The sequence below is a fragment of the Segatella copri genome (genome assembly GCF_019249655.2).
Lineage (GTDB): Bacteria > Bacteroidota > Bacteroidia > Bacteroidales > Bacteroidaceae > Prevotella.
Window position 1 is genome coordinate 3,387,396 of sequence record NZ_CP137557.1, and the last position, 24,868, is coordinate 3,412,263.

At 48.3% G+C, this 24,868-nt stretch carries 17 protein-coding genes; 9 read left to right on the forward strand and 8 right to left on the reverse strand.

Translation table 11 applies throughout. From position 1 onward, the window contains the following. The first annotated feature begins 18 nt into the window (after window positions 1–18). From KUA49_RS13900 to KUA49_RS13915, 4 genes are all read left to right on the forward strand, one after another. Window positions 19–1,731 carry a RagB/SusD family nutrient uptake outer membrane protein gene (locus tag KUA49_RS13900; protein ID WP_218412448.1) on the forward strand — a complete coding sequence of 571 codons (1,713 nt, stop codon included), beginning with the start codon at window positions 19–21 and terminating at the stop codon, window positions 1,729–1,731. A gap of 238 nt (window positions 1,732–1,969) precedes the next feature. Beyond that, the gene (locus KUA49_RS13905) at window positions 1,970–3,616 is read left to right on the forward strand and encodes a sulfatase (RefSeq protein ID WP_256624822.1); all 1,647 of its coding nucleotides are present in this window, start codon (window positions 1,970–1,972) and stop codon (window positions 3,614–3,616) included. A gap of 79 nt (window positions 3,617–3,695) precedes the next feature. Next, the gene (locus KUA49_RS13910; protein WP_218412449.1) at window positions 3,696–5,231 is read left to right on the forward strand and encodes an arylsulfatase; all 1,536 of its coding nucleotides are present in this window, start codon (window positions 3,696–3,698) and stop codon (window positions 5,229–5,231) included. A 14-nt stretch (window positions 5,232–5,245) separates the two neighbouring features. Then, window positions 5,246–6,472, forward strand: coding sequence for an anaerobic sulfatase-maturation protein (locus tag KUA49_RS13915; RefSeq protein ID WP_218412483.1), 1,227 nt, complete (start codon window positions 5,246–5,248; stop codon window positions 6,470–6,472). A 103-nt stretch (window positions 6,473–6,575) separates the two neighbouring features. Here the strand turns inward: KUA49_RS13915 and KUA49_RS13920 are convergent, their stop codons facing one another. Further along, window positions 6,576–7,700, reverse strand: a complete 1,125-nt coding sequence (locus KUA49_RS13920) for an AAA family ATPase (protein ID WP_218412450.1) — start codon at window positions 7,698–7,700, stop codon at window positions 6,576–6,578. A 260-nt stretch (window positions 7,701–7,960) separates the two neighbouring features. On the opposite strand from KUA49_RS13920, the gene KUA49_RS13925 reads away from it, so the two are divergent. From KUA49_RS13925 to KUA49_RS13940, 4 genes are all read left to right on the forward strand, one after another. Further along, entirely contained in the window at window positions 7,961–8,929 is a 969-nt protein-coding gene (locus KUA49_RS13925; RefSeq protein ID WP_218412451.1) for an aldo/keto reductase, read from the forward strand. Window positions 8,930–9,002: 73 nt separating this feature from the next. Beyond that, a complete protein-coding gene (locus KUA49_RS13930) occupies window positions 9,003–10,268 on the forward strand; it encodes a peptidase U32 family protein (RefSeq protein ID WP_218412452.1) in 1,266 nt (421 codons plus the stop codon). Then, window positions 10,268–10,699: a SufE family protein gene (locus KUA49_RS13935; RefSeq protein ID WP_089543038.1), complete on the forward strand. Its 432-nt coding sequence runs from the start codon at window positions 10,268–10,270 to the stop codon at window positions 10,697–10,699. The genes KUA49_RS13930 and KUA49_RS13935 overlap by 1 nt, the downstream gene beginning before the upstream one ends. Before the next feature lie 39 nt (window positions 10,700–10,738). Further along, on the forward strand, window positions 10,739–11,299 hold the full coding sequence (locus KUA49_RS13940) for an RNA methyltransferase (protein ID WP_203040326.1): 561 nt from the start codon (window positions 10,739–10,741) through the stop codon (window positions 11,297–11,299). Window positions 11,300–11,416: 117 nt separating this feature from the next. Here the strand turns inward: KUA49_RS13940 and KUA49_RS13945 are convergent, their stop codons facing one another. The 3 genes from KUA49_RS13945 to KUA49_RS13955 all read right to left on the reverse strand — a co-directional run bounded on the left by KUA49_RS13945 (window position 11,417) and on the right by KUA49_RS13955 (window position 16,520). Further along, the gene (locus tag KUA49_RS13945) at window positions 11,417–13,060 is read right to left on the reverse strand and encodes a hypothetical protein (RefSeq protein ID WP_203051100.1); all 1,644 of its coding nucleotides are present in this window, start codon (window positions 13,058–13,060) and stop codon (window positions 11,417–11,419) included. A 209-nt stretch (window positions 13,061–13,269) separates the two neighbouring features. Beyond that, window positions 13,270–14,367: a helix-turn-helix domain-containing protein gene (locus tag KUA49_RS13950; RefSeq protein ID WP_218412453.1), complete on the reverse strand. Its 1,098-nt coding sequence runs from the start codon at window positions 14,365–14,367 to the stop codon at window positions 13,270–13,272. 647 nt (window positions 14,368–15,014) lie between these two features. Then, entirely contained in the window at window positions 15,015–16,520 is a 1,506-nt protein-coding gene (locus tag KUA49_RS13955) for an acetyl-CoA hydrolase/transferase C-terminal domain-containing protein (RefSeq protein ID WP_218412454.1), read from the reverse strand. Between the two features lie 442 nt (window positions 16,521–16,962). Between KUA49_RS13955 and cysS the strand changes: the two genes are divergently transcribed. Then, complete coding sequence (gene cysS / locus KUA49_RS13960; protein WP_218412455.1) at window positions 16,963–18,453, forward strand: cysteine--tRNA ligase; 1,491 nt, start codon at window positions 16,963–16,965, stop codon at window positions 18,451–18,453. A gap of 127 nt (window positions 18,454–18,580) precedes the next feature. Here cysS and KUA49_RS13965 read toward each other — a convergent pair whose 3' ends face one another. The 4 genes from KUA49_RS13965 to KUA49_RS13980 all read right to left on the reverse strand — a co-directional run bounded on the left by KUA49_RS13965 (window position 18,581) and on the right by KUA49_RS13980 (window position 24,811). Next, entirely contained in the window at window positions 18,581–20,425 is a 1,845-nt protein-coding gene (locus tag KUA49_RS13965; RefSeq protein ID WP_218412456.1) for a calcineurin-like phosphoesterase C-terminal domain-containing protein, read from the reverse strand. Between the two features lie 15 nt (window positions 20,426–20,440). After that, entirely contained in the window at window positions 20,441–21,253 is an 813-nt protein-coding gene (locus KUA49_RS13970; RefSeq protein ID WP_203051106.1) for a DUF3108 domain-containing protein, read from the reverse strand. 6 nt (window positions 21,254–21,259) lie between these two features. Continuing rightward, window positions 21,260–23,239: an Ig-like domain-containing domain gene (locus KUA49_RS13975; protein WP_218412457.1), complete on the reverse strand. Its 1,980-nt coding sequence runs from the start codon at window positions 23,237–23,239 to the stop codon at window positions 21,260–21,262. Between the two features lie 63 nt (window positions 23,240–23,302). Beyond that, window positions 23,303–24,811 (reverse strand): GH3 auxin-responsive promoter family protein, encoded by a 1,509-nt coding sequence (locus KUA49_RS13980; protein WP_218412458.1) that lies wholly within the window; start codon window positions 24,809–24,811, stop codon window positions 23,303–23,305. Window positions 24,812–24,868: the final 57 nt, after the last annotated feature.

The window sequence follows — 24,868 nt, forward strand, 5'->3', positions numbered from 1 at the left end:
CTAAAAACTGGAATAATTATGAGAACTAAAAAATTATTATATATGGGTTGTCTCATGGCAGCATCCTTGCTCACTTTCTCTTCTTGTGGAGACTTCCTGGATGAGGAACCTAAGGGACAGTTGACCCCAAACAACTTCTTCAATAGCGAAGATGACCTGACTGCAAGTGTTAACGCACTGTATGACAGAATCAACCAGACCCAGAGCTGGACCAACCCTATGTACCCACAGTGGCAGGGCGATGATATTACAGCTAACCCTGGTTCTAACAAGCAGGCTTGTGCTGCGCTTGATGCTTTTGCATCTGACGGTGCCAACAAGGGTGTTACTGACGCTTGGAACCAGCACTATTCAGTAATCAAAGCTGCTAACCTAATTACTGAGAGTGCAGGCAATGCACCTGTAGCTCAGGAGAAGATCAACGTGGCTTTGGGTAATGCACACTTCTGGCGTGCATACGCTTACTACTATCTGGTACGTGTATTCGGTCCTGTGCCATTGATTACAGGTACTGACGTTTCTCAGTTGGACGTTGCTCCATCAAGTGTAGAAAAGGTATATGAACTGATTGTTTCCGACTTGAAGGCAGCCGTTAACGAGCTTCCTACCAAGTATGAGAAGGAGCCTAGCCGCTTGTTCGGTGTAGATATCTGGAGTACTAAGCAGGCTGCACAGGCTACCTTGTCAGCAGTTTATATGTCTATGGCTGGTTACCCACTCAACAAGGGTACAGAATACTACAAGCTCGCTGCAGAGCAGGCTAAGGCAGTCATCGACGGCAACGGTTCTTACGGCTTCATCCTGAACCCAGAGTGGAAGGATGTCTATTCTATGGGTAACAACTACAACATGGAGACCGTGCTTGGAATCAACAACGATGCCAAAGGCTGGTGGGATCATGATTCTCAGCTTTCTTCCTGCTGCCGTTTCGAGGGTCTCGGCGATGGTGGCTGGGGTGATGCTTGGGGTGAAATCGCATTCTGGAAGAGATTCCCAGAGGGTGCTCGTAAGGATGCTATCTATGCTCCTAAGATTACATTCCAGGAAGGAAATAAGATTACTGAAGTTTGCAACTGGTGGGATTTATGCACAGAAGAGAAAAAGAATGACAAGGGTGAAGTTGTCAAGAAAGTTGGCGACCCTGTAGTAGATGCTTACCACCCAATGTTCTGTATCTTCACCGTTAACTCAGACGAGAACGGCAACATGCTCCGTCAGGCTTATGATTACCTGGCTCCTAACTGGGGTGGTATGGTTAACGACCGTCGTCACAACCTGATCCGTTACTCTGAGATTCTTCTTTGGTATGCTGAGAGCGCAGCTCGCTCTGGTGGCGACTTGGGCAAGGCTAAGGATTGCCTCCGCCAGGTTCGCAGCCGTGCCGTAAACGATGTTGAGAACGTTACTTTGAGCAATGGTACTACCGTGAAGATTGCTGATATGAATGCAGAGCAGCTGGCTGAGGCTTGCTACATTGAGCACGGATGGGAAGTTGCCGGCAACTGGGTTTCTATGGTTACACGCCGTTCTGACGAGCTTCGTATGAACGAGTTGAAGAAGAACTTCGACTACCGCGTTGCTAATGCTCCTCTCTTTATTGCAAAAGATGCTAAGGGTAAGGACATTACAGCTAAGGAACAAGTTACAGTTTCTGGTTCTTGGACAGAGGATAGAATTTACTGTCCTTACCCAACAACAGACGTTGAGAAGAACCCGAACCTGAAGAGATAACTACCTAGTCAATTATTAATTTAACCAACAAGACTGTTTCAAATCTGAGATAGTCATGTTCAATGACAACTCAAAGAGGGTGTGCCACTTACGGCACCCCCTCTTTTTGGCGTATTATAATGCATATGTTTTTTATACAAAAAATGTCCTTTAATTAATTCATATAAAGAACTATTCATTCAACAAGAAAATTATGATGAACAGTAAAACCAATCAATTCAATCGTTCCCTACTGGCCATGGCTGCCCTGCAGGCAATGCCGCTGTCGATCTTCGCTCAGAATGCAGGAGACCGACCTAACATCTTGTACATCATGTGCGACGACCACGCCATGCAAGCAATCAGCGCATACGGCAGCCCAATCTCCAAATTGGCTCCAACTCCAAACATCGACCGCCTAGCTGAAAGAGGAATGAAGTTTAACCAGGCTTTCGTAGAGAACTCACTCTCTACTCCTAGCCGTGCCTGCCTGATGACAGGTCTCTATAGCCACCAGAACGGACAGCGCCAGCTGGCTGAGGGTATTGACTCTACCAAGACCTTCTTCTCAGAACTGCTGCAGGGTGCCGGATATTCTACTGCCGTGGTAGGTAAGTGGCACATGTCGTGCAGTCCTAAGGGCTTTGATTACTACCGCGTATTGGATGACCAGGGTCAGTATTACAACCCAACCTTTGCCTCTACCGGCCAGTATGGCAACTTCAAGCAGGAGATGGGTTACGCCACCGACCTCATCACCGACCATGCCATCGAGTACCTGAACAACCGCGACAAGAACAAGCCATTCTGTCTACTGGTTCACCACAAGGCACCTCATCGCCTCTGGATGCCTAACACCAAGTATGTAGGCAAGTATGGCAACGTGAACTTCCCATTGCCGGAAACCTTCTGGGATGATTACGAGACCCGTGGTTCCGCAGCATCTACCCAGAAGATGTCTATCGACAAATACATGGAGATGGTACGCGACCTGAAGGTTCCTGAGATGTACGACCCTTCTACTCCAGAAGGCAGAGACTCTTATAACGGCTTGATGGGCGAGATGAACCGCATGACTCCACAGCAGCGTGCAGCCATCGACGCCTACTACATGCCTAGAAACCGTGAGTTCCTGAGCAAGAACCTGACAGGCAAGGCGTTGGTAGAATGGAAATACCAAAACTACATCCGCGACTACATGGCTGTTATCGCATCGGTAGATGAGAGCGTGGGCAGACTGCTGGATTACCTTGACAAGAACAATCTCTCAGAGAACACCATCATCGTCTATACATCCGACCAGGGATTCTACATGGGCGAGCACGGATGGTTCGACAAGCGATTCATGTACGAAGAATCATTCCACACTCCACTCATCATCAGCTATCCTAAGCACATCCAGCCAAAGAGCGAATGCAACCAGATGGTTCAGAACATCGACTTCGCACCTACCTTCCTCGACCTGGCTGGTTTGCAGAAGCCTAAGTACATGCCTGGAACATCGCTCCAGCCGCTGTTTGCCGGTCAGCCAGTGAAGAAGTGGCGCAAGAGCCTGTACTATCACTACTACGACTACCCAACCTATCACCTGGTACGCAAGCACGACGGTGTGCGCACCGAGCGCTACAAGCTGATTCATTTCTACGGCAAGGGTGGTGAGAGAGCCGTGGTAGAGAACAAGTACCAGGCACAGCCAGGCACTAGAGAGAACAACTGCTTCAAAGCCCTGAAGTCTATCAACTACTTCACCAATGATGCAGACATCGACTACTGGGAGTTGTACGACATCCAGGCAGACCCTAACGAGTTGAACAACATCTACGGCAAGCCTGGCACCCAGAAGATAGAGAAAGAACTGAAGAAGCTTCTCGCCAACTACCGCAAGGACTTAAAGGTAGATGAATAAGATCTAAGATTAGATTATATCAGATAAGATTACATCAGATTCAATCAGATAAGATTACATCAGATTCAATCATCAATATATGAATAGAACTAACAAAACAATATGGCTCACAGGGGTAGGCATCATTTGCCTGCCTACCCTTGTATGGGCTAAGCAGAACGTGCAGCAGCCCAATATCCTCTTCATCCTCTGCGATGATATGGGATATGGTGATTTGGCTTGCTATGGTCAGCCATACATCCATACACCCAACATCGACCAGATGGCTAGAGAAGGAATGCGATTCACCCAGGCATACGCCGGTTCGCCGGTTTCAGCCCCTTCGCGTGCTACCATCATGACCGGTCAGCATTCCGGCCACACCCACGTAAGAGGCAACAAGGAATACTGGAGAAACGTGCCGATGGTAAAGTATGGAGTAAACGAGGACTTTTCCGTGGTGGGTCAGGAACCTTACGACCCGCAGCATAAGATTCTTCCGGAAATGCTCAAGGACAAGGGATACCGCACCGGTGTCTTCGGAAAATGGGCAGGCGGATACGAAGGTTCTGCCTCTACTCCCGACAAACGTGGCATAGATGAATTCTACGGCTACATCTGCCAGTTCCAGGCACATCTTTATTATCCCAACTTCCTGAACCGTTACAGCAAGTCACAGGGAGATACGGCTGTGGTAAGAGAAATCATGGAGCAGAATATCCAGTACCCGACGTTCGGCAAGGACTATTTCAAGCGCAAGCAGTATTCTGCCCGCATCATCCACGACAAGGCTTTGGAGTGGATTGACAAGCAGGATAGCCAGCATCCTTTCGTGGGATTCCTCACCTATACCCTGCCTCATGCCGAACTGGCTCAGCCAGAGGATTCTATCCTGGAGAACTATCAGAAGAAATTCTTCGAGGACAAGACCTGGGGCGGACAGGAAGGTTCCCGATACAACGCCGTGGTTCATACCCACGCTCAGTTTGCCGGAATGATTACCCGACTCGACCAGTATGTGGGCGAAGTATTTGCCAAACTGAAGGAGAAGGGCCTCGACAAGAACACCGTGGTCATCTTTACCTCGGACAACGGTCCTCACGAGGAAGGCGGTGCCGACCCGAAGTTCTTCGGTCGCGACGGAAAATTGAAAGGCTTGAAGCGCCAGTGCTACGAGGGCGGAATCCGCATCCCATTCATTGCCTGGTGGCCAGAGCATATCAAGGCAGGCAGCGTAAACGATACCCAGTTTGCCTTCTACGACCTGATGCCAACCTTCTGCGACCTTGCCGGAATCAAGAACTTCGCCAAGCGCTACACCAACAGGAAGTTGGCTGGCGACGGCTTCGACGGTATTTCCATCGCTCCTACCCTTCTGGGCAAGGATGCCGAGCAGAAGCACCACGAATACCTCTATTGGGAATTTCATGAGACCGACCAGATTGGCGTGAGAAAGGGCGACTGGAAGATGGTAGTAGTAAAAGGCAAGCCTCACCTCTACAACCTGGCTTCGGATATTCACGAAGACCACGATGTGGCGGCAGAACATCCTGAAATCGTGAAAGATCTGCTGGCTGCCATCCAGAAGGAGCACAGAGACAGCAAGGACTTCAAGATAACGCTGCCAGAGTTTTAAAAAGAAAAAATATGATGAACGACAACATAGCAACCCCATTTGCCAAGCCACTGTATGTGATGCTGAAGCCGGCAGGCGCCCATTGCAACCTGGCTTGCAAATACTGTTATTATCTGGAAAAGAACAATCTTTACCAGAACTCCCACCGCCATCTGATGAGCGATGAGATGCTGGAGCAATTCACCCGAGAGTACATCGAGGCACAAACCATGCCGCAGGTGCTTTTCACCTGGCACGGAGGCGAGCCGCTGATGCGCTCCATCGACTTCTACAAGAAGGCGCTGGCGCTTCAGAAGAAGTACGCCCACGGCAAACAGATAGATAATGTCATCCAGACCAACGGCACACTCCTCACCGACGAATGGTGCGAGTTCTTTGCCAAGAACCACTGGCTGGTAGGCATTTCCATCGACGGTCCCCAGGAGTATCACGACCACTATCGCGTAACTCCTGCCGGAAAGCCTTCCTGGGAAAAGGTGATGCAGGGCATCAGCCTGCTGAAAAAGCATCGGGTGGAATGGAATGCTATGGCGGTGGTCAATGCCTACAACGCTGAACATCCGCTGGAGTTCTATCATTTCTTCAGAGACAACGGTTGCCAGTACTTGCAGTTTACCCCTATCGTGGAGCGACTGACGGAACATGAAGACGGTCGCACCCTGGCGAGTCTTGCCGACGACAGGGAGATTCCGCTTGCAGATGCTTCCGTTACCCCGCAACAGTGGGGCAACTTCCTCTGCACCATCTTCGACGACTGGGTGCGCCACGATGTGGGTAAGACCTTTGTGGAAATCTTCGACTGCACACTTGCCAACTGGATGGGGGTGCTGCCAGGCATCTGCGCCTACTCCAAGGAGTGCGGTCATGCAGGCGTGATGGAACACAATGGCGATGTGTATTCCTGCGATCACTTCGTCTTTCCGGAATACAAGCTGGGAAACATCAGGGAGCAGTCGCTCATCGACATGCTTTATGGCGAAAAGCAGCAGGCTTTCAGCCGGTTGAAGCACACTTCGCTGCCCCGCCAGTGCAAGGAGTGCGACATGGAGTTCGCCTGCCATGGCGAATGCCCCAAGAACCGGTTCGAGAAGGATAAGTATGGAGAGCCGGGCCTGAACTATCTCTGCCAGGGATACTATCAGTACTATACGCATGTGGCTCCCTACATGGACTTCATGAAGCGGGAACTCCTCGCCCAGCGTCCGCCTGCCAACATTATGAATGTTTTAAAAAATAACTAACGATTATCGAAATGAACAAAACTTATATGACTATCGCCCTGATGTCGCCCCTGGTTTGCACGGCAGCCATGGGCGCCAAGAAGGCGATCTGTTACTAAATACTCTATATCTCTTCCTTTAAACTTAATTCCAGGAACTTATCGCATAGCTGATATACCCCCTCATCCTGCGTGATAAAATCCCTTTCGAGCAAGGTCTTCACGGCCCCCTGCACGGTGCTGGCACCCAGACGATATTTATGTAGGAACTCCTGCGACATCAGCGAGGAAGGACTTCCCTCCCTGGCTATGGCGATGAGCACCTGCTTCTGCTTGCTGGTAAGCTGGAACAGCAGAGCCTGATAGGCAAAGCGATGCTGCGAAAGAATGCTCTCTATGCAATATTCCACATCCTCCTTTCCCAGAACCCTGGAATCTGAAATCGAAGTATAGAGCATGTTGAGCACATACTGAATATACCAGGTAATACCATCAAAACGATGATAAAGATAGGAGAACGCTTCCGCAGAAATCTCCTTGTCGATTTTAGACAGATGATGGTTGGCAAACTCCAGATAAGTCTGTTCGTTGATAGCCTCCAATCCCATGATGCTCGAACTGTGATAGAAAGGACGTGACCTGGAAGTAAACATCAGTGCCATCATGTGGCGCTTGGAACCTGAAAAGATGAAGTTAGCGTTATGACAGTTCTGGATGCGCTTGCGCAAAGTAGCCTCCACCGTTTTCTCTGGATAACCGGCAATGGTCTGGAATTCATCGATGGCAATCAGACAGGGCTTATCTGCCTGGGAAAGATAGGCAAAGATCTCATCCAGCGTAATATCAGGCGACTGAATATCTCCGATGCCCACGCTCCATTCCGGATTTCCATTGATATCGAAAGAAATGGTAGATTTCAACGACTGAAGTATATTCAGGAAGAACTCCCACACCTTTCTGCCCTTGGGTTTCAATGCAGCAAGAATCCCCTTGCCCAGGGAGTAAACAAACTCCCCGAGATTCTTGGTATCGTAAATATCAATATAGATGCAATGATACTGCTCCCGGATTTCCTTCTGATAGAAACAATGATAAATCAACCCCGACTTTCCCAATCGTCGTGGTGCTATCAATGCCACATTGCATCGGTTGGTTAGATGCCGTGTAAGCAAGGCGGTTTCTTCTACTCTGTCGCAGAAGAAATCTGGGGATAAATATCCTTCTATGAGAAACGGATTGGTCTGTACCATAAGCATTTACTGAATTATGAATTTTACGTAACGAAGATTTCATAATCTCCGGATGCAAAGATACATATTATATTTGAAACCCGCAAGTTTTTTGGGGAAAAATATAAAAGCTGCACAAATGTAAACCGCCATTTATATAAATGACGGTTTACATTATGAAGTTTTACAGTTTTTTAAGAGCAACTTTCCACCCATTTCTAAAAAAAACAATACCTTTGTTGCAGAATAAGATATTCATACATAAATAAATAGGAATAAAGATGGACTTAAAAGGAATCTACACAGCCGATGCCAATCGCTATGGCGAAGCTGAGGCGCTTTACAAGAGATGCGGCAAGAGCGGAGTCTTGCTGCCTAAGATTAGTCTGGGATTCTGGCACAACTTCGGAGGAGTAGATCCTTACGAGCGAAGCCGTGCCATCACCCACTATGCCTTCGACCACGGAATCACTCACTTCGACCTTGCCAACAACTATGGTCCTCCTTACGGAAGCGCTGAGGAAACCATGGGCAGACTGATGAAGGATGACTTCCTGCCCTATCGCGACGAACTCTTCATCTCTACCAAGGCGGGATACGATATGTGGGAAGGTCCTTACGGCAACTGGGGCTCTCGCAAGTATCTGATGGCGAGCCTCGACCAGAGTCTCAAGCGCATGAATCTGGACTATGTGGACCTCTTCTACAGTCATCGCTACGACCCGAATACGCCGCTGGAGGAAACCCTCCAGGCAATGGTAGACATCGTGAAACAGGGCAAGGCACTCTATCTCGGCATCAGCCGATGGCCATTGGAGGCACTGAAGTTCGCCGATCAATATCTGAAGGAGCGCGACTGTCCGCTGCTCATCTTCCAGGACAGACTCAACATGCTCGACCGTGCGCCACAAGAAAACGGAACCCTCGACTACTGCCACGAAAACGGCATCGGATTCATCTCCTTCTCGCCTTTGGCACAAGGTCTCCTCACCGACCGCTATCTCAACGGCATCCCAGCCGATAGCCGCATGGCAAAGGAGCACTTCCTGAAGCACAGCGCCCTGACTCCAGAACTCCTGGAGCAGTTAAAGCAATGGAATGCAGAAGCCGGCGAACGAGGCGAAACCCTCGCCGAGATGGCACTGGCGTGGATTCTCCACCAGAAAGGCGTAACCAGCGTACTGGTAGGTGCCAGCTCTACAGCCCAGCTGGAAAAGAACATGAAATGCGTTCATGCCAAGGCATTCTAAAAATAATGATTGCATCATGGTGTTTTCTCGCTGAAAATGTGTACCTTTGCACCCAAAATAGAAATTTGCATTCATGGATACAAAGATAAACGAATTTGAGGTGATGGCACCTGTGGGCTCGCGCGAGTCTTTGGCTGCCGCTATCCAGGCTGGTGCCGACTCCGTATATTTCGGAATCGGCAAGTTGAACATGCGTTCACATTCTGCCAATCATTTTACTATTGACGACCTGCGTGAGATTGCTGCCACCTGCAACGAGCATGGCATCAAGACTTACCTCACCGTCAATACAGTGATTTACGACAACGACATCCCTACGATGAAGGAAATCATTGATGCTGCCAAGGAGGCAGGCATCTCTGCCGTCATCGCCAGCGATGTGGCTGTAATGAGCTATTGCAACGAAGTGGGTGAAGAAGTTCACTTATCCACACAGTTAAATATCTCAAACACAGAGGCTTTGAAGTTTTATGCACGCTTTGCGGATGTTTCTGTTCTGGCACGTGAATTAAACATGGACCAGGTGAAGCACATCCACGAACAGATAGAGAAGCAGAACATCTGCGGCCCTATGGGCAAGCAGATTCGCATCGAGATGTTCTGCCATGGCGCCCTGTGCATGGCGGTATCAGGCAAGTGCTACATGAGCCTCGCCAATGCCAACCGCTCTGCCAACCGTGGCGAGTGCGTTCAGATTTGCCGCCGCAGCTATACCGTTACGGATAACGAAACCGGCAACCAGCTGGAAATAGACAACAAGTATGTAATGAGTCCGAAGGACTTGAAGACCATCCGCTTCATCGACCGCATGATGGATGCCGGCGTTCGCGTCTTCAAGATTGAGGGTCGTGCCCGTGGACCTGAATACGTATATACCGTAGTGAAGTGCTACAAGGAGGCGATAGCCGCCGTGCTGGACGGTACCTTTACCGAAGAGAAAAAGGATGCCTGGGATGAAAGACTTGCCACCGTATTCAACCGCGGTTTCTGGGATGGTTACTACCAGGGTCAGACCCTCGGCGAATGGAACAAGCACTATGGTTCTGTGGCTACCGAGAAGAAGGTGCTCGTGGGCAAGGTGATGAAATACTTCTCCAAGCTGGGCGTGGCAGAGGTTGCCGTAGAGGCTTCTACCTTTGATAAGGGCGAGAAACTTCTGATTACGGGTAACACCACCGGCGTAATGTATCTCAATGCCGATGAAATTCGCTACGACCTGAAGCCTGTAGAAACAGCGCAGCAGGGCTGGAGAGTTTCTATCCCTGTGCCGGATAAGGTGCGCCCTAACGATAAGCTCTATAAGTTGATTACAGTAAACGAAATTAAAGAAATTAAATAATGGCAACAATTAATGAATTGCAGGATGAAGTGGTAGAGGAGTTCCAGGACTTCTCCGACTGGATGGATAAGTATCAGATGCTCATCGACTTGGGCAACGAGTTGGCTCCTCTCGACGAGAAATACAAGAACGAGCAGAACCTCATCGACGGCTGCCAGAGCCGCGTATGGTTGCAATGCGATTATGTAGATGGCAAGCTCGTATTCACTGCCGATAGCGATGCGCTCATCGTAAAGGGTATCATCGCCCTCCTCATCCGTGTGTTGAGCGGTCATACCCCAACCGAGATTATGGATGCCGACCTCTATTTCGTAGAGAAAATTGGCTTGAAAGATCACCTGAGTCCTACCCGCAGCAACGGTCTTCTGGCGATGATCAAGCAGATTCGCATGTACGCCCTGGCTTACAAGACCAAGGAGGCAGAGGCTTAACCGCCTCTGGTCACATGATATATAATAAGGTATATTATAATGCGTAAATTAAGAACGATAGAGATGAACCGCCTCACCCTGGAGGAATTCAAGGAAGCCGAGAAGCTGCCCCTGATAGTAGTCCTGGATGATGTGCGTTCATTATATAATGTAGGAAGTGTGTTCCGCTCTTGCGATGCCTTCCGTGTAGAGGCGGTGTATCTTTGCGGTATCACCGCCACTCCTCCCAATGCCGAAATCCACAAGACGGCTCTGGGCGGCGAAGACAGCGTAGATTGGGAGTACTTCAAGACCACCGAAGAGGCTGTGGAGAAACTGAAGCAGAAAGGCTACTTTGTGTATAGCATTGAGCAGGTAGAAGGTTCTACCAAGCTTCAGAACCTGCCGGAGGCGCATGCCAAGCTTTTCTCTCAAGACGCTTCTACACCAAATGGTTATGCTGTTATCTTCGGCAACGAGGTGAAGGGCGTAAAGCAGAACATTGTGGATATGAGTGATGGTTGCTTGGAAATCCCACAGTTTGGTACCAAGCATTCCCTGAATGTCAGCGTAACAGCCGGCATTGTGGTTTGGGAGTTTGCCAAACTGCTGAAGTTGTAGCACCTGTTCATAACGAACTTTGTTGGTTAAACGTTAATCCCCAACCTACTTTTCTCAAGCAGGCTGGGGATTTTTGTATATCAATAAACCTTAAAGTTATATGATGATTAAATTTTCTCAATATTTTACGCGGATTGGTCCGGCAACAGAGTTGAATAAAAGGTCGCCATTAGCAAGATACTGAATGATGGCGTAGGCACCATTGGCCCGATTGCTCTTGCCCAAGATGGTGCGATGACGTGTGGCACCACTCTTCCAGTCAAGTCCTGTAACTTCCCAGCCCGAAGCATCGTTCCAGCCACATACAAATACCATCTCCGACTTGGTACTTACGGCAGGAATCATACTTACAGAACTTACATCGCTGCGCGCCCACTTACTCTCCCACTTGTTCTCCTTTGTATTCCAACGTACACACTCGGTACCTTGAGGGCCTTTAACAATAGGACCAATAGCAATTACACCAATAATCTTGTCGTTTATTTCCTGATCAGTAACATTGATGTTGTTTACAACAAAGGCATCATAGCCACCTACTACAACTGACTGCTCAGACTGTATCCACTCTGTTGATGCAGGCAGACCGCACGTAACCTCATGCACTCCGGCTATACGCTTGTCGTACCCTGCCACTTGCTGTGCGCCTGAAGGGATTTCGTCACGCCAGAAAGCCACCAGTTTCATACGCTTAGAGCCATCGGTAATAACTACCAACTTGTCCTCGTCTTGACCAAAGCCCATAAGTGTAGGCGTTGAACCTGTGCCATATCCGAGTTTGATACATGGAGCCTTCGGGCCACCATCGTAATAGGCTTGCCATGCACCATCAGCCGGAGATGTAGAGAATTTTCCGTCCTTGCAGATAAGTTTCTGCATAAGGCCTTTTCCGCCAGGTGTGCGACTGTTACTTGCTACATAAAGACCGCCATTTTCGTCGATACAGATAGAATTGGTGAGAATCTGGTCTGATGGAAGAGCGTATGAATCCTCGATGGTAGTAAGAGCACGATTCAGCACAAGAATTCCGTTCTGTGCAGCCACGACAAGGTGGCCGTCATAGGTCATAGTAGCACCTACGAGAGTAAAAGAGTTGAAGGTAAAGTCGGTAAGTCTAATTTGATGATCCAGCACGATACCTTCCTTGGGATTATTAGGATTGGCAAGGCGATAACGTACCATTACCTGACCTGCATTGGTGTAAGCATAGTTATCCTTGTCGCACAAGACATAATTACCGTTAGCCATAGACATTTGTGGCGCTGGGCCCAATATATCGGTAATCGTCTTAGAAAGTTCGTCGTAAGTAGCATAGTCAGCAGTCATATTTGTAAGCTGCTCCTGAGTCTTCATTGTAATCCCTGGCAAGCCAGCCTCTGCAACCCTTTCAAGCTTGCCGTCGCTGATATCAAGATACGACACGCGATCGCTACTCATGCCCCACATATACTTGGGCGAAGTAGAAGCAAGTGTCATCAAATTCACGGGACCGCTCCATGTCATCTGACACTTGGAAAGATCGATATTGAAAGTTCCATCCTTGACTTCATACGAGAAGGCATCCGTCTGAGCCGAATTGAAGTGCGTAATACTATACTCTTCCTGTGCAAGCCAAGGGTTAGGCTTAGGTTTTGAAACTTGTGCCAAAGGCACTTCTATTGTGCTATCGCCACCGCCACCGGCAGGAGTAGAATCTTCGGAACACGAAGTCAAAGACATAGCACCCATGGCACACGCCATTAAATAAAGATAAGATTTTTTCATTGTGAATTGTTTTTGAAAGTTTATGTTTGAAATTCCTTATGCAAAGATATAAAAAAATCAACCATCAAAACCTCAAAAGACATCACTTATGTGTCACTCTTGTAGAAAAGAGACGTAACTATAAGAAAGGTTACACATAGCCCATTATGTAACCTTTGTACAAAAGTTACATCTTACCCTCAGTAGCAAACATACACATAACCAACACATTATCGTTGGCGACGCCACTCGGCAGGAGTCAAACCTGTCCTTTCCTTGAACAGACGCTGAAAATACACACGCGATGAGAAACCACACTCCATAGAAACAACCTCGTTACTATATTCGGGGTGTGCTACAATGAGTGCCTTTGCCTCCTCCACACGAATACCCGAAAGCCATGTACGGAAACTCTTACCATATATGGAAGTTAGATACGAGACTACATCGGCACGATTAACCTTTATGCGACGAGCAAACGAGGATAACGTCAAGTCGCTATCCCTAAAACCACCCTCGCTTCGCCATTTGCTTACTGCCATATCTATTTCGGCAACACGCTCAGGCACTATCTCACTAAAGACTTTAGCAGCAGCCATCTCCTCGTTAGTCTCGGCAACAATCTCTGTTACCCCCTCGGACATACTGAATCCAAGTGCCGTAAAACTAACAATAAACAGCGAAAGCGAAATCAGTCCCAAAGGTCCAAAGACAAAGAGTAACGGTCGCGACAATATATATAGAGGCGAAATTATAGCAAAAGCACACACCATAAAAAGCCCAATGCGCATAGTGCTCAAGTAAGCATCTACAGGATTACCAAGTTCACTATCGAGCCGATGTTGAACATAACCAAGAACCTTAAACGATGCCCATATATAATAAAACAAAGTAAAGAAAAAAATAGCATCAGCAACATAAAGCATAGTACCAATATGCAGACTGCCATTTGAGATAACACCCGCTACTATGCACAACACCATAAGAGCATACCCTGCAACACCATAGCGCATAAAACTCCAACGTCCATGCCCAGCGCGCAGAATATTGAGCTGCGACCACGACAACAATATAGCCGAAGGCGAATAAAACAGCAGATTGAACAGAACGCCCACATCGTCTCCCCGTTGTCGCCAACCAAACCGCATCTGACACACGTAGTGTACGACAAACAATAGTAATGCCACAATAATCATCCAACGCGACTGCTCAAACTGCATGTTACGGCAAGTTATATAGCAGCGCGAAACAAACACAAAAAACATAAGCATGCCCATCACAATCATGCAGGTATATTGAAGAGCTATAAGATCTAAACAAGTATCCATGATTATATATATCTTTAATTCCGCAACACTATAGTTTATATTGTTTTTTAATATCCTGAGCTACAAAAAGTTGTCCAGAATTTTGCCATGTCGAAGAATTCACTTATCTTAGTGTTGCAAAAAGAAAACAAGAAAATCCAACGATAGACATGGCAAAGATAGCAATAAAATCTGAGAAACTCACTCCTTTTGGAGGAATATTTTCAATCATGGAGCAATTTGACTCCATATTGTCATCTGTAATTTCCCCTAAAACTTAAAGAAGTACAATAGTAATTGATGTTATTACGATTGATAATTGTTTCTAATCCTAGAAGAAAGTTTCGTTCAACGACGTTGAATCTACATTCAGCGACGTTGAATGCAGGTTCAGCGACGTTGAACGCACATTCAACGACGCTGAACGAAACTTTCTATTAGGCAAAAGCACATTTTTTCCTAATAACAACCAAGACTTTTCCTAAGATTAACACAAAAATAATACAGGAAGGAGGGAGAAAGGAGAGAAAAGGAGGGAAGAAAAGAGAGAAAGGAGATAAAGGAGAAAGGTATAAGGAAATGAGATAAGGGGCATAAACGAAGAAAACGACATGTTTTCTTCGTTTATATTCGCTCAAGCTGGTGAATCTGGCTAAAAGCCCTATCTTTTATTTCAGATATTCTCCGAAATCAGTCAATCTCATATCGCCCTTCTTCAGGAAGGTATCGTGCATGGCGAGGGCGGCACGCATGCTCTGTGGCTCGTGTCCCTTCTCGGCAAACTTCAGATACTCACGGAGCATAGGGCGATAATCCGGATGCGCACAGTTTTCGATAATCTCCTTGGCACGGCGCAAAGGACCCTTGCCACGAAGATCGGCTACTCCCTGCTCAGTAACGATCACATCCACATCGTGTTCGGTGCTGTCCACGTGACTGCACATCGGAACAATGGCAGAGATGCAACCGTTCTTGGTGGTACTCTGCGTGGTGAAGATAGAGATGTAGCCATTGCGCTCGTAGTCGCAGGAGCCGCCGATACCATTCATCAGCTTGCTGCCGCAGATATGGCTGGAGTTCTCGTTGCCATAGATATCGCACTCGATGGCGGTGTTCATGGCGATAACACCCAGTCGGCGGATGACCTCAGGAGAGTTCGAAATCTCGCTCTGGCGGATGGTGAGATGCTTCTTGAAGTAATCAATATCATCATACACTTCTTTCAATGTATCGTTGGTTACGGTGAGCGAAGAGCAGGAAGCATCCTTGATTCTTCCCTCGCGCATGTATTTCACCACGGCATCCTGAACCACCTCGGTATAGACGCTGAATACTGGCACGTTAGGATTCTGTCCCAAAGCCTCAAGAACGGCATTGGAAGTTACGCCCACTCCGCTCTGCAAAGGCAGGAACTGAGGAGGAATATGTCCCTTCTTCAAGTCGCTGACCAAGAAATCAGCCACATTATGTCCCATCTGTTCCGTCACAGGGTCGAGTGGCTTGAAGGCACGCGCCTCCTCCGGGATGTTGCATTCCACTACACCGATAATCTTATGTGCATCAATCTCCACGTATTCCTTACCTATTCTATCGCCCACATTCAATATAGGAATAGGTGTGCGGAATGGGCATTCTGCTATCTCATACACATCGTGCAGATAGCGGGAAGCAGGACTGTGGAAAGTATTCTTCTCAATGAGCACCTTCTTGGCAAGGCGGACGATGGTAGGAACGATGCCGCCGGCAGAGGTAAGGAATGCCTTGCAGGTGGTTTCGCCTTCTTCCAAATCAGAAACCTCGATGATGGCAAGGTCTATCTCGCCATAGAAACCACGGCGCAGGCGCTCAGCCATGTGACCGAGGTGCATATCCTCGTAATCGATTTCACCGAGATTGGTATGGGTGCGGAAATCCTTGTTGGTAGAAAATGGCGCACGGAACTTGATGGCATGGGCTGCTGCCATGTCACCTTCGATACTCTGCGAGGTAGAAGCACCCGTGAGGATGCCCACCTGGAATGGTCTGCCTGCCTCGTGCTCAGCCACGGCTCTCTTGGAGAGTTCGCGGAAGGTTGCCTTAGGCACGCCGTTTGGTGTGAAACCACTCAATCCGATTGTATCTTGATCGTTAATCATCGCTGCCGCTTCGGCAGCACTCAATCTTGTATATGCCATTTTCTAACTTACTTTTAATACTCATTAGCGGAATTGATAGCCGCATGCTAAATAATTGATAACTGTTTGCGGTTGCAAAGTTACACATTATTTTCGATATACGCTAATAATTTGATAATTTTATGCAAATACCAGGCAAAAAACTTACGAATAGTGAATAGATATACAGAAACTGCTTACTTTATGCAAAAAGATAGCGGAATCAAGAAGACTTCCAATACTTCCCAAATCCCTTTTTCTGTTATGCCATGCCCAATCTGTGCGCTTAAAGTGGCTCTAATATAGCAGCATCATACAGAGAGAATTGACCATGGAAAATCTGTTCCTTTAGTATTTTCGAGGAATTTAATAACATTTTGCGAATGATTTGTCGGATATATCAGAAAAATGAGTTAACTTTGCACTCAAAATATAAATAATATAAAAATAAGGTTCATACAAAATGGAACAGAAATTATTGATCTATAACACTCTCACTCGTACGAAAGAGAGATTCACTCCGCTCCACGCTCCTAACGTGGGCATGTATGTTTGTGGCCCTACCGTGTATGGCGATCCGCATCTCGGTCATGCACGACCAGCCATTACATTCGATATACTCTTCCGCTATCTCAAGCACCTGGGCTATAAGGTTCGCTACGTTAGAAACATCACTGACGTGGGCCACCTGGAGCACGATGCTGATGAGGGCGACGACAAGATTGAGAAGAAGGCTCGCCTGGAGCAGTTGGAGCCAATGGAGATTGCGCAGTACTACACCAACCGCTACCACGATGCCATGGAGGCGCTGAACGTGCTCCCTCCTAGCATTGAGCCTCATGCCACAGGCCATATCATCGAGCAGGAAAAACTGGTTCAGGAAATCCTGGACAATGGCTATGCCTACGAGAGCAACGGCTCTATCTACTTCGACATCGAGAAGTATAACAAGGATCATAAGTACGGTATCCTCTCCGGACGTAACCTGGAGAACGTGATCAACGAGAGCCGCGAGCTGGCTGGTATCGGCGAGAAGAAGAACCAGGCTGACTTCGCCCTCTGGAAGAAGGCTTCACCTGAGCACATCATGCGCTGGCCTAGTCCTTGGAGCGATGGATTCCCTGGCTGGCACTGCGAGTGTACAGCGATGGGCAGAAAGTACTTGGGTAGCCACTTCGATATTCATGGTGGCGGCATGGATTTGATTTTCCCTCACCATGAGTGCGAGATTGCGCAGGCTGTGGCTTCTCAGGGCGACCAGATGGTTCATTACTGGATGCACAACAATATGATTACCATCAACGGTCAGAAGATGGGTAAGAGTCTTGGCAACTTCATCACTTTGGAGCAGTTCTTCACTGGCAATCACGACAGTCTGGAGCAGGCTTATTCGCCAATGACCATCCGTTTCTTCATCCTCTCTGCCCACTACCGCAGCACCGTAGACTTCTCTAACGATGCCTTGAAGGCTAGCCAGAAGGGATTGGAGCGCCTGATGAATGGTTTGAACGACCTGGAGCGTGTACCTGTGGCTAAGCAGAGCGATGAGCAGGTGAAGAAGTTGGTAAGCGAGTTGCGCCAGCGCTGCTACGATGCGATGAACGATGACTTCCAGACTCAGCTCGTCATCAGCTATCTCTTCGAGGCTTGCCACGTAATAAACACAGCCCTCGACCACAAGGCAAACATCTCTGCCGAAGACCTGAAGGAGCTTTCAGATACCATGCAGCTCTTCACCTTCGACCTTCTCGGCTTGAAGAGCGAGAAGGGAGCCAACAATGATGCTCGTGAAGAGGCTTATGGCAAGGTAGTAGATATGGTTCTCGACCTGCGTGCCAAGGCAAAGGCGGCCAAGGATTGGGCTACCAGCGACCAAATTCGCGATGCCCTGGCAGAAGCTGGCTTCGAGGTAAAGGACACCAAGGATGGTGTTACCTGGAAATTGAACAAATAATTTTTTAGGCACGGATTACACGGATTACACGGATTTTCTACCATAGTATAAATATGGTTTATTGGCATTAGCGCCATAAATCCGTGTAATCCGTGTAATCCGTGCCTAAATTACAACTTTTCGTGCCTTAATTATCTTTCTTCTTTGCAGCAAGTGAATCTTTCTGCCTGTTCAACAAGGAATCCCGCAACATCTTATCTTTCTTACTCTTATACTCCTTATACTCTTTTTCGTAATAATGGGCATAATTGGCGAAAGGCTCGGTTATCGCCTCGTCGCTCGATGCCGTATAGGTATTTCCATATGGATCGGATGCTTTGATGATGATTCTGGCATTCGGATTCCTAGGAGTATAATAATAAAGGTGGTTCATGATGAGATAACCATTTCCCTTGCTCACGAACCGATAGGATACACTCTCGCTGTATTTATGATGATAGCCGGCTGCAAAGGCATCCTGCCCCTTGCTGCTGATGCGGCGCATCAGATATTCCTTGCCATCCTCTACGGCTACCACACGCCAGTGACTGGTGGCATTGAAGACATTGGCTACCAGGATATTCCTGTTGTTTGCCAACTGCCAGTCCTTGGCATATTTCTCGCCGTTGAAATCGGTCTGGGCACGGAAGATGGTCATCTGCTTGCTCTTATCCCAGAAGGTTCCCTTGTAATAGCAGTTGCTGATGCTGGTACCCACAAAGCTATAGACATAATATCCGTTCGGGGTACCGCAGATGTTGATGTTCGACTGCCAGATATTGCCACAGGCAGCAGCATGACAATGCTCCATCACATCCTCGCCCTGATAATTGATCTCGTGGTTGCAGGCAAAATGAGTATGGCCGCAGAAGAGCTCATATCCCCCCTTGAATGGCTTCAAAAGAGATAACAGCAGCGAGAGACGGGAAGAGGAATAATGCCCCTGCTCATTGGCATTGGTCAGCGGCTTCGCCTTGCTGAAAGGCGCATTGCCGAAGGTGAACGGGATATGATAGCAGAGCACCACCTTCATATCCTTTGGCGTGAGGGCCAAATCCTGCTTCAGCCATTTCACCTGGCGCTCACGCAGTTCGCCCGGCGAATAATAGGCCATTCCACGATGGAAAAAGCAGTTGTTGATACAGACGTAATGCACATCGCCACGATTGAAGGAAAAATCGGTGGGTCCGAAATTCTCTTCCCATTTGCGGCGGTAGAGTGCCTTGCCATCCTGGTCGTGATTGCCGATAACGGAGAAAAGGCGCATCTCGGAAGAACCCAATGCCTGGCGTATCTGACGCTCCAGCTTGGCGTTGTAGCCGCCATAATACTGCACGTCATCACCCATGCTGAGTCCATAGACGGGAGTACCGGCAGGAAGACTCTTGATGGTCTGTTTGATATCTGCCATGGTTTGGGTGGTGAATCTTTCTACATCGCTCTTCTTGATGGGATTATCATTCGGAGAAGTATAGTAGGGGCTGTAGGCATTGGTAACCTGCGGGTCGCCGATGACTATCATCTTATAATGCGTCTCCTTGCCGCCAGGCAATCTGCGCAGCGTAAAATTATAGATTTTCTTCTTCTTGGATACAGTTTGGTAGAAATAAGCCGTGCGGTCGGTTGCCGAATGGGTAGGTACCTCGCAATCGGCAGGCACGGAATAATAGATGAAGCGAGCCAAACTGTCTCGCTTCATCTTATATCTTCCGTGGGAATCGGTCTTTACGCAGTTGAATCCATCGCTCACGATGACTCCAGCCACTCCCCTTCCCTCGGTATCTTTCAAGGTACCTGATATTCTGAAATCCGGCTTTGCTACAGGCTTCTTCTTCAGCGTATCAGCCACCTGCGGCTTCTGCCTGTTCACCAGCACGGGAACCTTGACAGGAAGCTTATCTGCATGTTTGAGAAGACGCAAGGTAACTCCTATTGCCACGAGAACGCAGCAAACGAAGACGATGATACCTGTATAAATCTGATTTCTTTTCATTTACCTTCGAGATTTTTACTTCACGATAGAACTGAACGGATTGCGGGTTCCCTTGGCACCCACCAGGAATGCCTTGGCACTACCGAACTTCAGGAACATGTCGAGACGTACTGGCACATGGTTCTCATCATCGGTGATGTAGAAATCAACTATCTTCTTCCATTTCTCGTCCTTCAGTTCCATATATTCCAGGCGCAGGCAGCGATACTTGATGCCATTATCCGCCTTCACGGTTACCTTGCCGCCAAACTTCAACTGCGCAGGAGTGCGTCCGTTACCATCACAGATAGGGAATCTTACGCTGTGTCCCTTCTTCCAGTTGGCTGGATCGAAGCTGCGGGCACGCAGGAAGATGTTCATCATGTCGAATACGCAGTCGTCGTAAGAAGCCTTCTTGTGCTTATGCTCACCGTGCTTGTTCTGATAATGCAAATTTACATTGCACTTGCCGCCCGCATAGTTGTAGAAAACCTCATCCACCGTATATCGCTTGCCTTCGCGGGCACCCTTGCGGAAATACATAGGAGCCATATCGGTGCCTGTATAGCAGAGCAGGGTATCGCGGAGAACGAAGAAATCGTCCACCTTCTTATTACCACGGGTTACAAGCGAACCGCGATAGGCTGGCTTGCCCTTGTGGGTGGTCTGTACCACCGACATGCTGGCTGTGCCCGCCTTTACCCATACAAACTTCCAGTTGTAATAGAGATTGTAAGTCAGGAATTCTCCCGACTTAAAAGCCGTATTACGGAAAGTACACTGGGCCGATACAGAAGTATTGACCAAAAGTAGCAACATGGCTACTATAACAGACTTTAGTAACTTCATATCCTCTTACATTTTAGGAATGTACTGGATGCCGAGTTTAGCGGCACGCTGTGCATTCTGGTTTTTAACTTTCTTCTCTTTGTCTGGCTTCTGCTTGGTGATGGCTCCCGGCTTCTGTCGGGAGAGTTCACTAGCCGTAGGATCCCAGCTTTCGGTAAGGTCCCACTTAGCCTTGCATTCTATCTCTTCCGGATAGTAATACACCTCTTCGGCTTGCTGGTCCTTATCGTAATTGCCCGTATCCCACACGCCATTATCATTTCTATCTACGATGAGACGCATGTAATACTTCTGCGGTTTCAGATAATAGAACTCCGCCACGCCATTCACCGCCTTCACCTGCTTCACCATCTTATCCTGGGAATCAAGAAGCTGTACCAGGAGTGGCTGGTCGTGGAGCGAAGTGATGTTAACCAGCAGGGTGCCGTAGGTATCCAGCGAGTTGACCTTGAAGCCCTGCTTGATAGGCTTGGAAGCCAATCCATAGATATCCTCAAAAGCTGCAGAATCTACTTCCAGACTATATTCTATATCCGGGCGCCACTCGCCCCGCAGTTCATATCTTCTGTTTCCTGCAGGCAGGAATTCCATCGGTGCCCGATACCAGAGGGTATCATGCTTGGCATAAAGATGGATGGCGGCAGTATCTGCCTTTGCCAGAGGAGTTGGGAAGGTGAAGAAGATGTTCCTGTCGGGATCCAGCTGCGATGACACGCTCAGTTGCACATCGAGCGGCTTTACCTGCATCACCGAATCGTATGGTTCGCCCTTCTTCTTCTTTTTCTCCTGCTTCTTGGTCCATGCAGCCAGTTCCTTCTCCAGAGCCTTCATTCGCTTGGCGTATGGTTCCTTGGAGAGGATTTCCTGGGTGGAATCGGTTTTGTTGACCAGCACTCCCGTACTGTCAGTCATGCGATAGGTGATGTCCATGAGCAGAGTGTCCTGGTTCACCAATGCCGTATCCTTGAGCCAATAGGTTATCGTATCCTTCTTCTCGGATGCTTCTATCAGGAAAGCATCCTGGGCATCGAAGTTAAGTCCCTTGATCTGTGGCAGGATGGAATCTCCATAACTGAAGAACAACGAGAAACTGTTTGCCTTCTGCCGCTCTGCCTTCAGGAAATATCTGTCTGTAAGCGGCTCTGTGAAAGCCTTCAGCACGATGTTGTCTGGCAGGAAGTGGGTATATTTCACAGGGTCAATCGACTTGATGTGGAGTGAATCTATCCAGGTGGTATCCTGCCTTATATCCGGTTTGCTGGATGGCACGATAATGTCGTGTGAGAAAGCAATCTTCTCGCTCTTCTGATTGAACATGTAGTTGCCATCCATATCCTGCAGGGCATAGATGCGATAAGAACCCGGTGCCACACCCTTGATGACGAAGCGGCCACGGCTGTCGGTGCGGCTCACTCGAAGCATCGGTTTGGTGCGGAAGGCAGAGTCGGCATGGTCGGCATACAAGCCCACCAGGATGCCCTTGATAGGCTCCAGATTCTCGGCTTCGAGCACACATCCCGACACCTCCATGGTATCAATCACCTCGCCCGTAGAGAAACTGTAGGTATAGTTTCCCATCGGATTGCCCTCGTTATTATCGCTGATGGCATCCGAGAAGTCGATGGTGTAGGTGGTGTTGGGCTTGAGGGAATCGACGAGCGAAATGGAGATTCGCTTTCCGCCTCCCTTGATTTCAGGCACTTCCAGCTGCGGAGGCGACACCACTACCTTCTCAGAAGGATTATCCAGCTTGATGAACTCATCGAAGTAGATATTGATTTTCTTCTGATTCACTTTCGTGGCACCATCGCCCGGCGTGGCTCCTACCACCTTGGGAGGAGTCTCGTCAAACCATCCGCCATCGGGCTGTCCCATCTTGGCACAGGAAGCCAACAGCAGGAGGACCAGCAGATAGAAGGGCAAAAACAGGGAGTTTGCCTTCATCCGATGCACCAACAGGTTCTTTATAGCGTTCTTATTCATCATTATTATCTGTATTTCTAAGGTATCCCCCCTCTCCTATCTGCTGCCAGAAAGAAGAGAAAGGTATTACTGGTTCATGATGAGCATCTCATCTATGTTCTTGCGACTGTTGCTCAGGCGAGGAATCTTGTGCTGGCCACCCAGCTTGCCCTTGCTCTTGAGCCACTCGTTGAAGAGTCCCGGCTTAGCCTTGACTATCTCCAGATGCTGCAGGGTGACGTCGTGGAATCGCTTCGCCTCGTAATCGCTGTTGATTTCCTGCAACTTCTGGTCGAGCAATCGGGCGAACTCATCCAGGCTGGCTGGTTCCTGAGAGAACTCGATGAGCCACTGGTGGCGGCACTTGGCATTGCTGTCCATATAAACCGGAGCGGCGGTATATTCTGCCACCTGGGCTCCCGTCTTTTCGCAGGCATAAGCCAATCCCTTTTCGGCATTATCCATGATCAGTTCTTCACCAAAGGCATTGATAAAGTACTTGGTACGGCCCGTGATGACAAACTTATATGGGTTCACGCTGGTAAACTGCACCGTATCGCCTATCATATAGCGCCACAAGCCGCAGGATGTGGTGATGACCATGGCATAGTTCTTGCCCACTTCTACACCCCAGAGCGGAACAACGGTAGGATTATCGCTGCCAAACTCATCCATCGGGATGAACTCGTAGAACACATCGTAATCTATCATGAGCGACATGGCAGGGTCTGCAGGGTCGTCCTGCAAGCCGAAGAAGCCCTCGCTGGCATTGTAGGTCTCCATATAATGCATGTTAGGAGAAGTAATGAGCTGCTCATACTGCTTGCGATAAGGCGTGAAGGCGATGCCGCCATGGAAAAACACCTCCAGGTTTGGCCACACTTCCTCCAGATGCTTCTTGCCGGAAAGCTCCATCACACGCACCAGCACGCTGAGCATCCAGCTAGGAACACCCGAGATATTGGTCACGTTCTTGTACAGGGTTTCATGAGCAATGCGGTCGCGCTTCACCTCGAAGTCGCTGAGCAGAGCCGTCTCCTTCTTTGGCACGCGCACCATGTTGGCAAGCGGATTGATGTTCTCGATGAGGATGGCGCTCAAGTCGCCCACCAGACTACCCGACACATTATAATTAGGCGAATGGCTACCGCCGAGAATCAGGCTCTTGCCATCGAAAATCTTGCTCTTAGGATTATTGCGCAGATAATATGCCACGGCATCAAAGCCACCTTTGTAATGGATGTTCTGCAATCCATCCTGCGAAACAGGAATAAACTTACTCTTGTCGTTGGTGGTACCCGAAGATTTGGCAAACCACTTCACCTGTCCCGGCCAAAGGATATCCTTTTCACCATGTCGCATACGGTCGATATCCCCCTTCAATTCCTCGTAGGTGTTGACCGGCACATTCTGGGCAAACTTCTCGTAACTGTTTGTTGTATTGAGCAAATGCTTCACACCATACTCGGTGTTTTTTCCCGATGCCAAAAGGCGCATCAGTACATCATGCTGCAATGTCTCTGCATCATGTACATACTTCTCCAAGCTCTTCTGGCGAGGCTTGAAAACATTACTTACTATCGTTGTTAAACTCATATCTAGATATATATACCTTTAAAGTAGATGCAAAAGTAATTCAATCTTTTGATATAG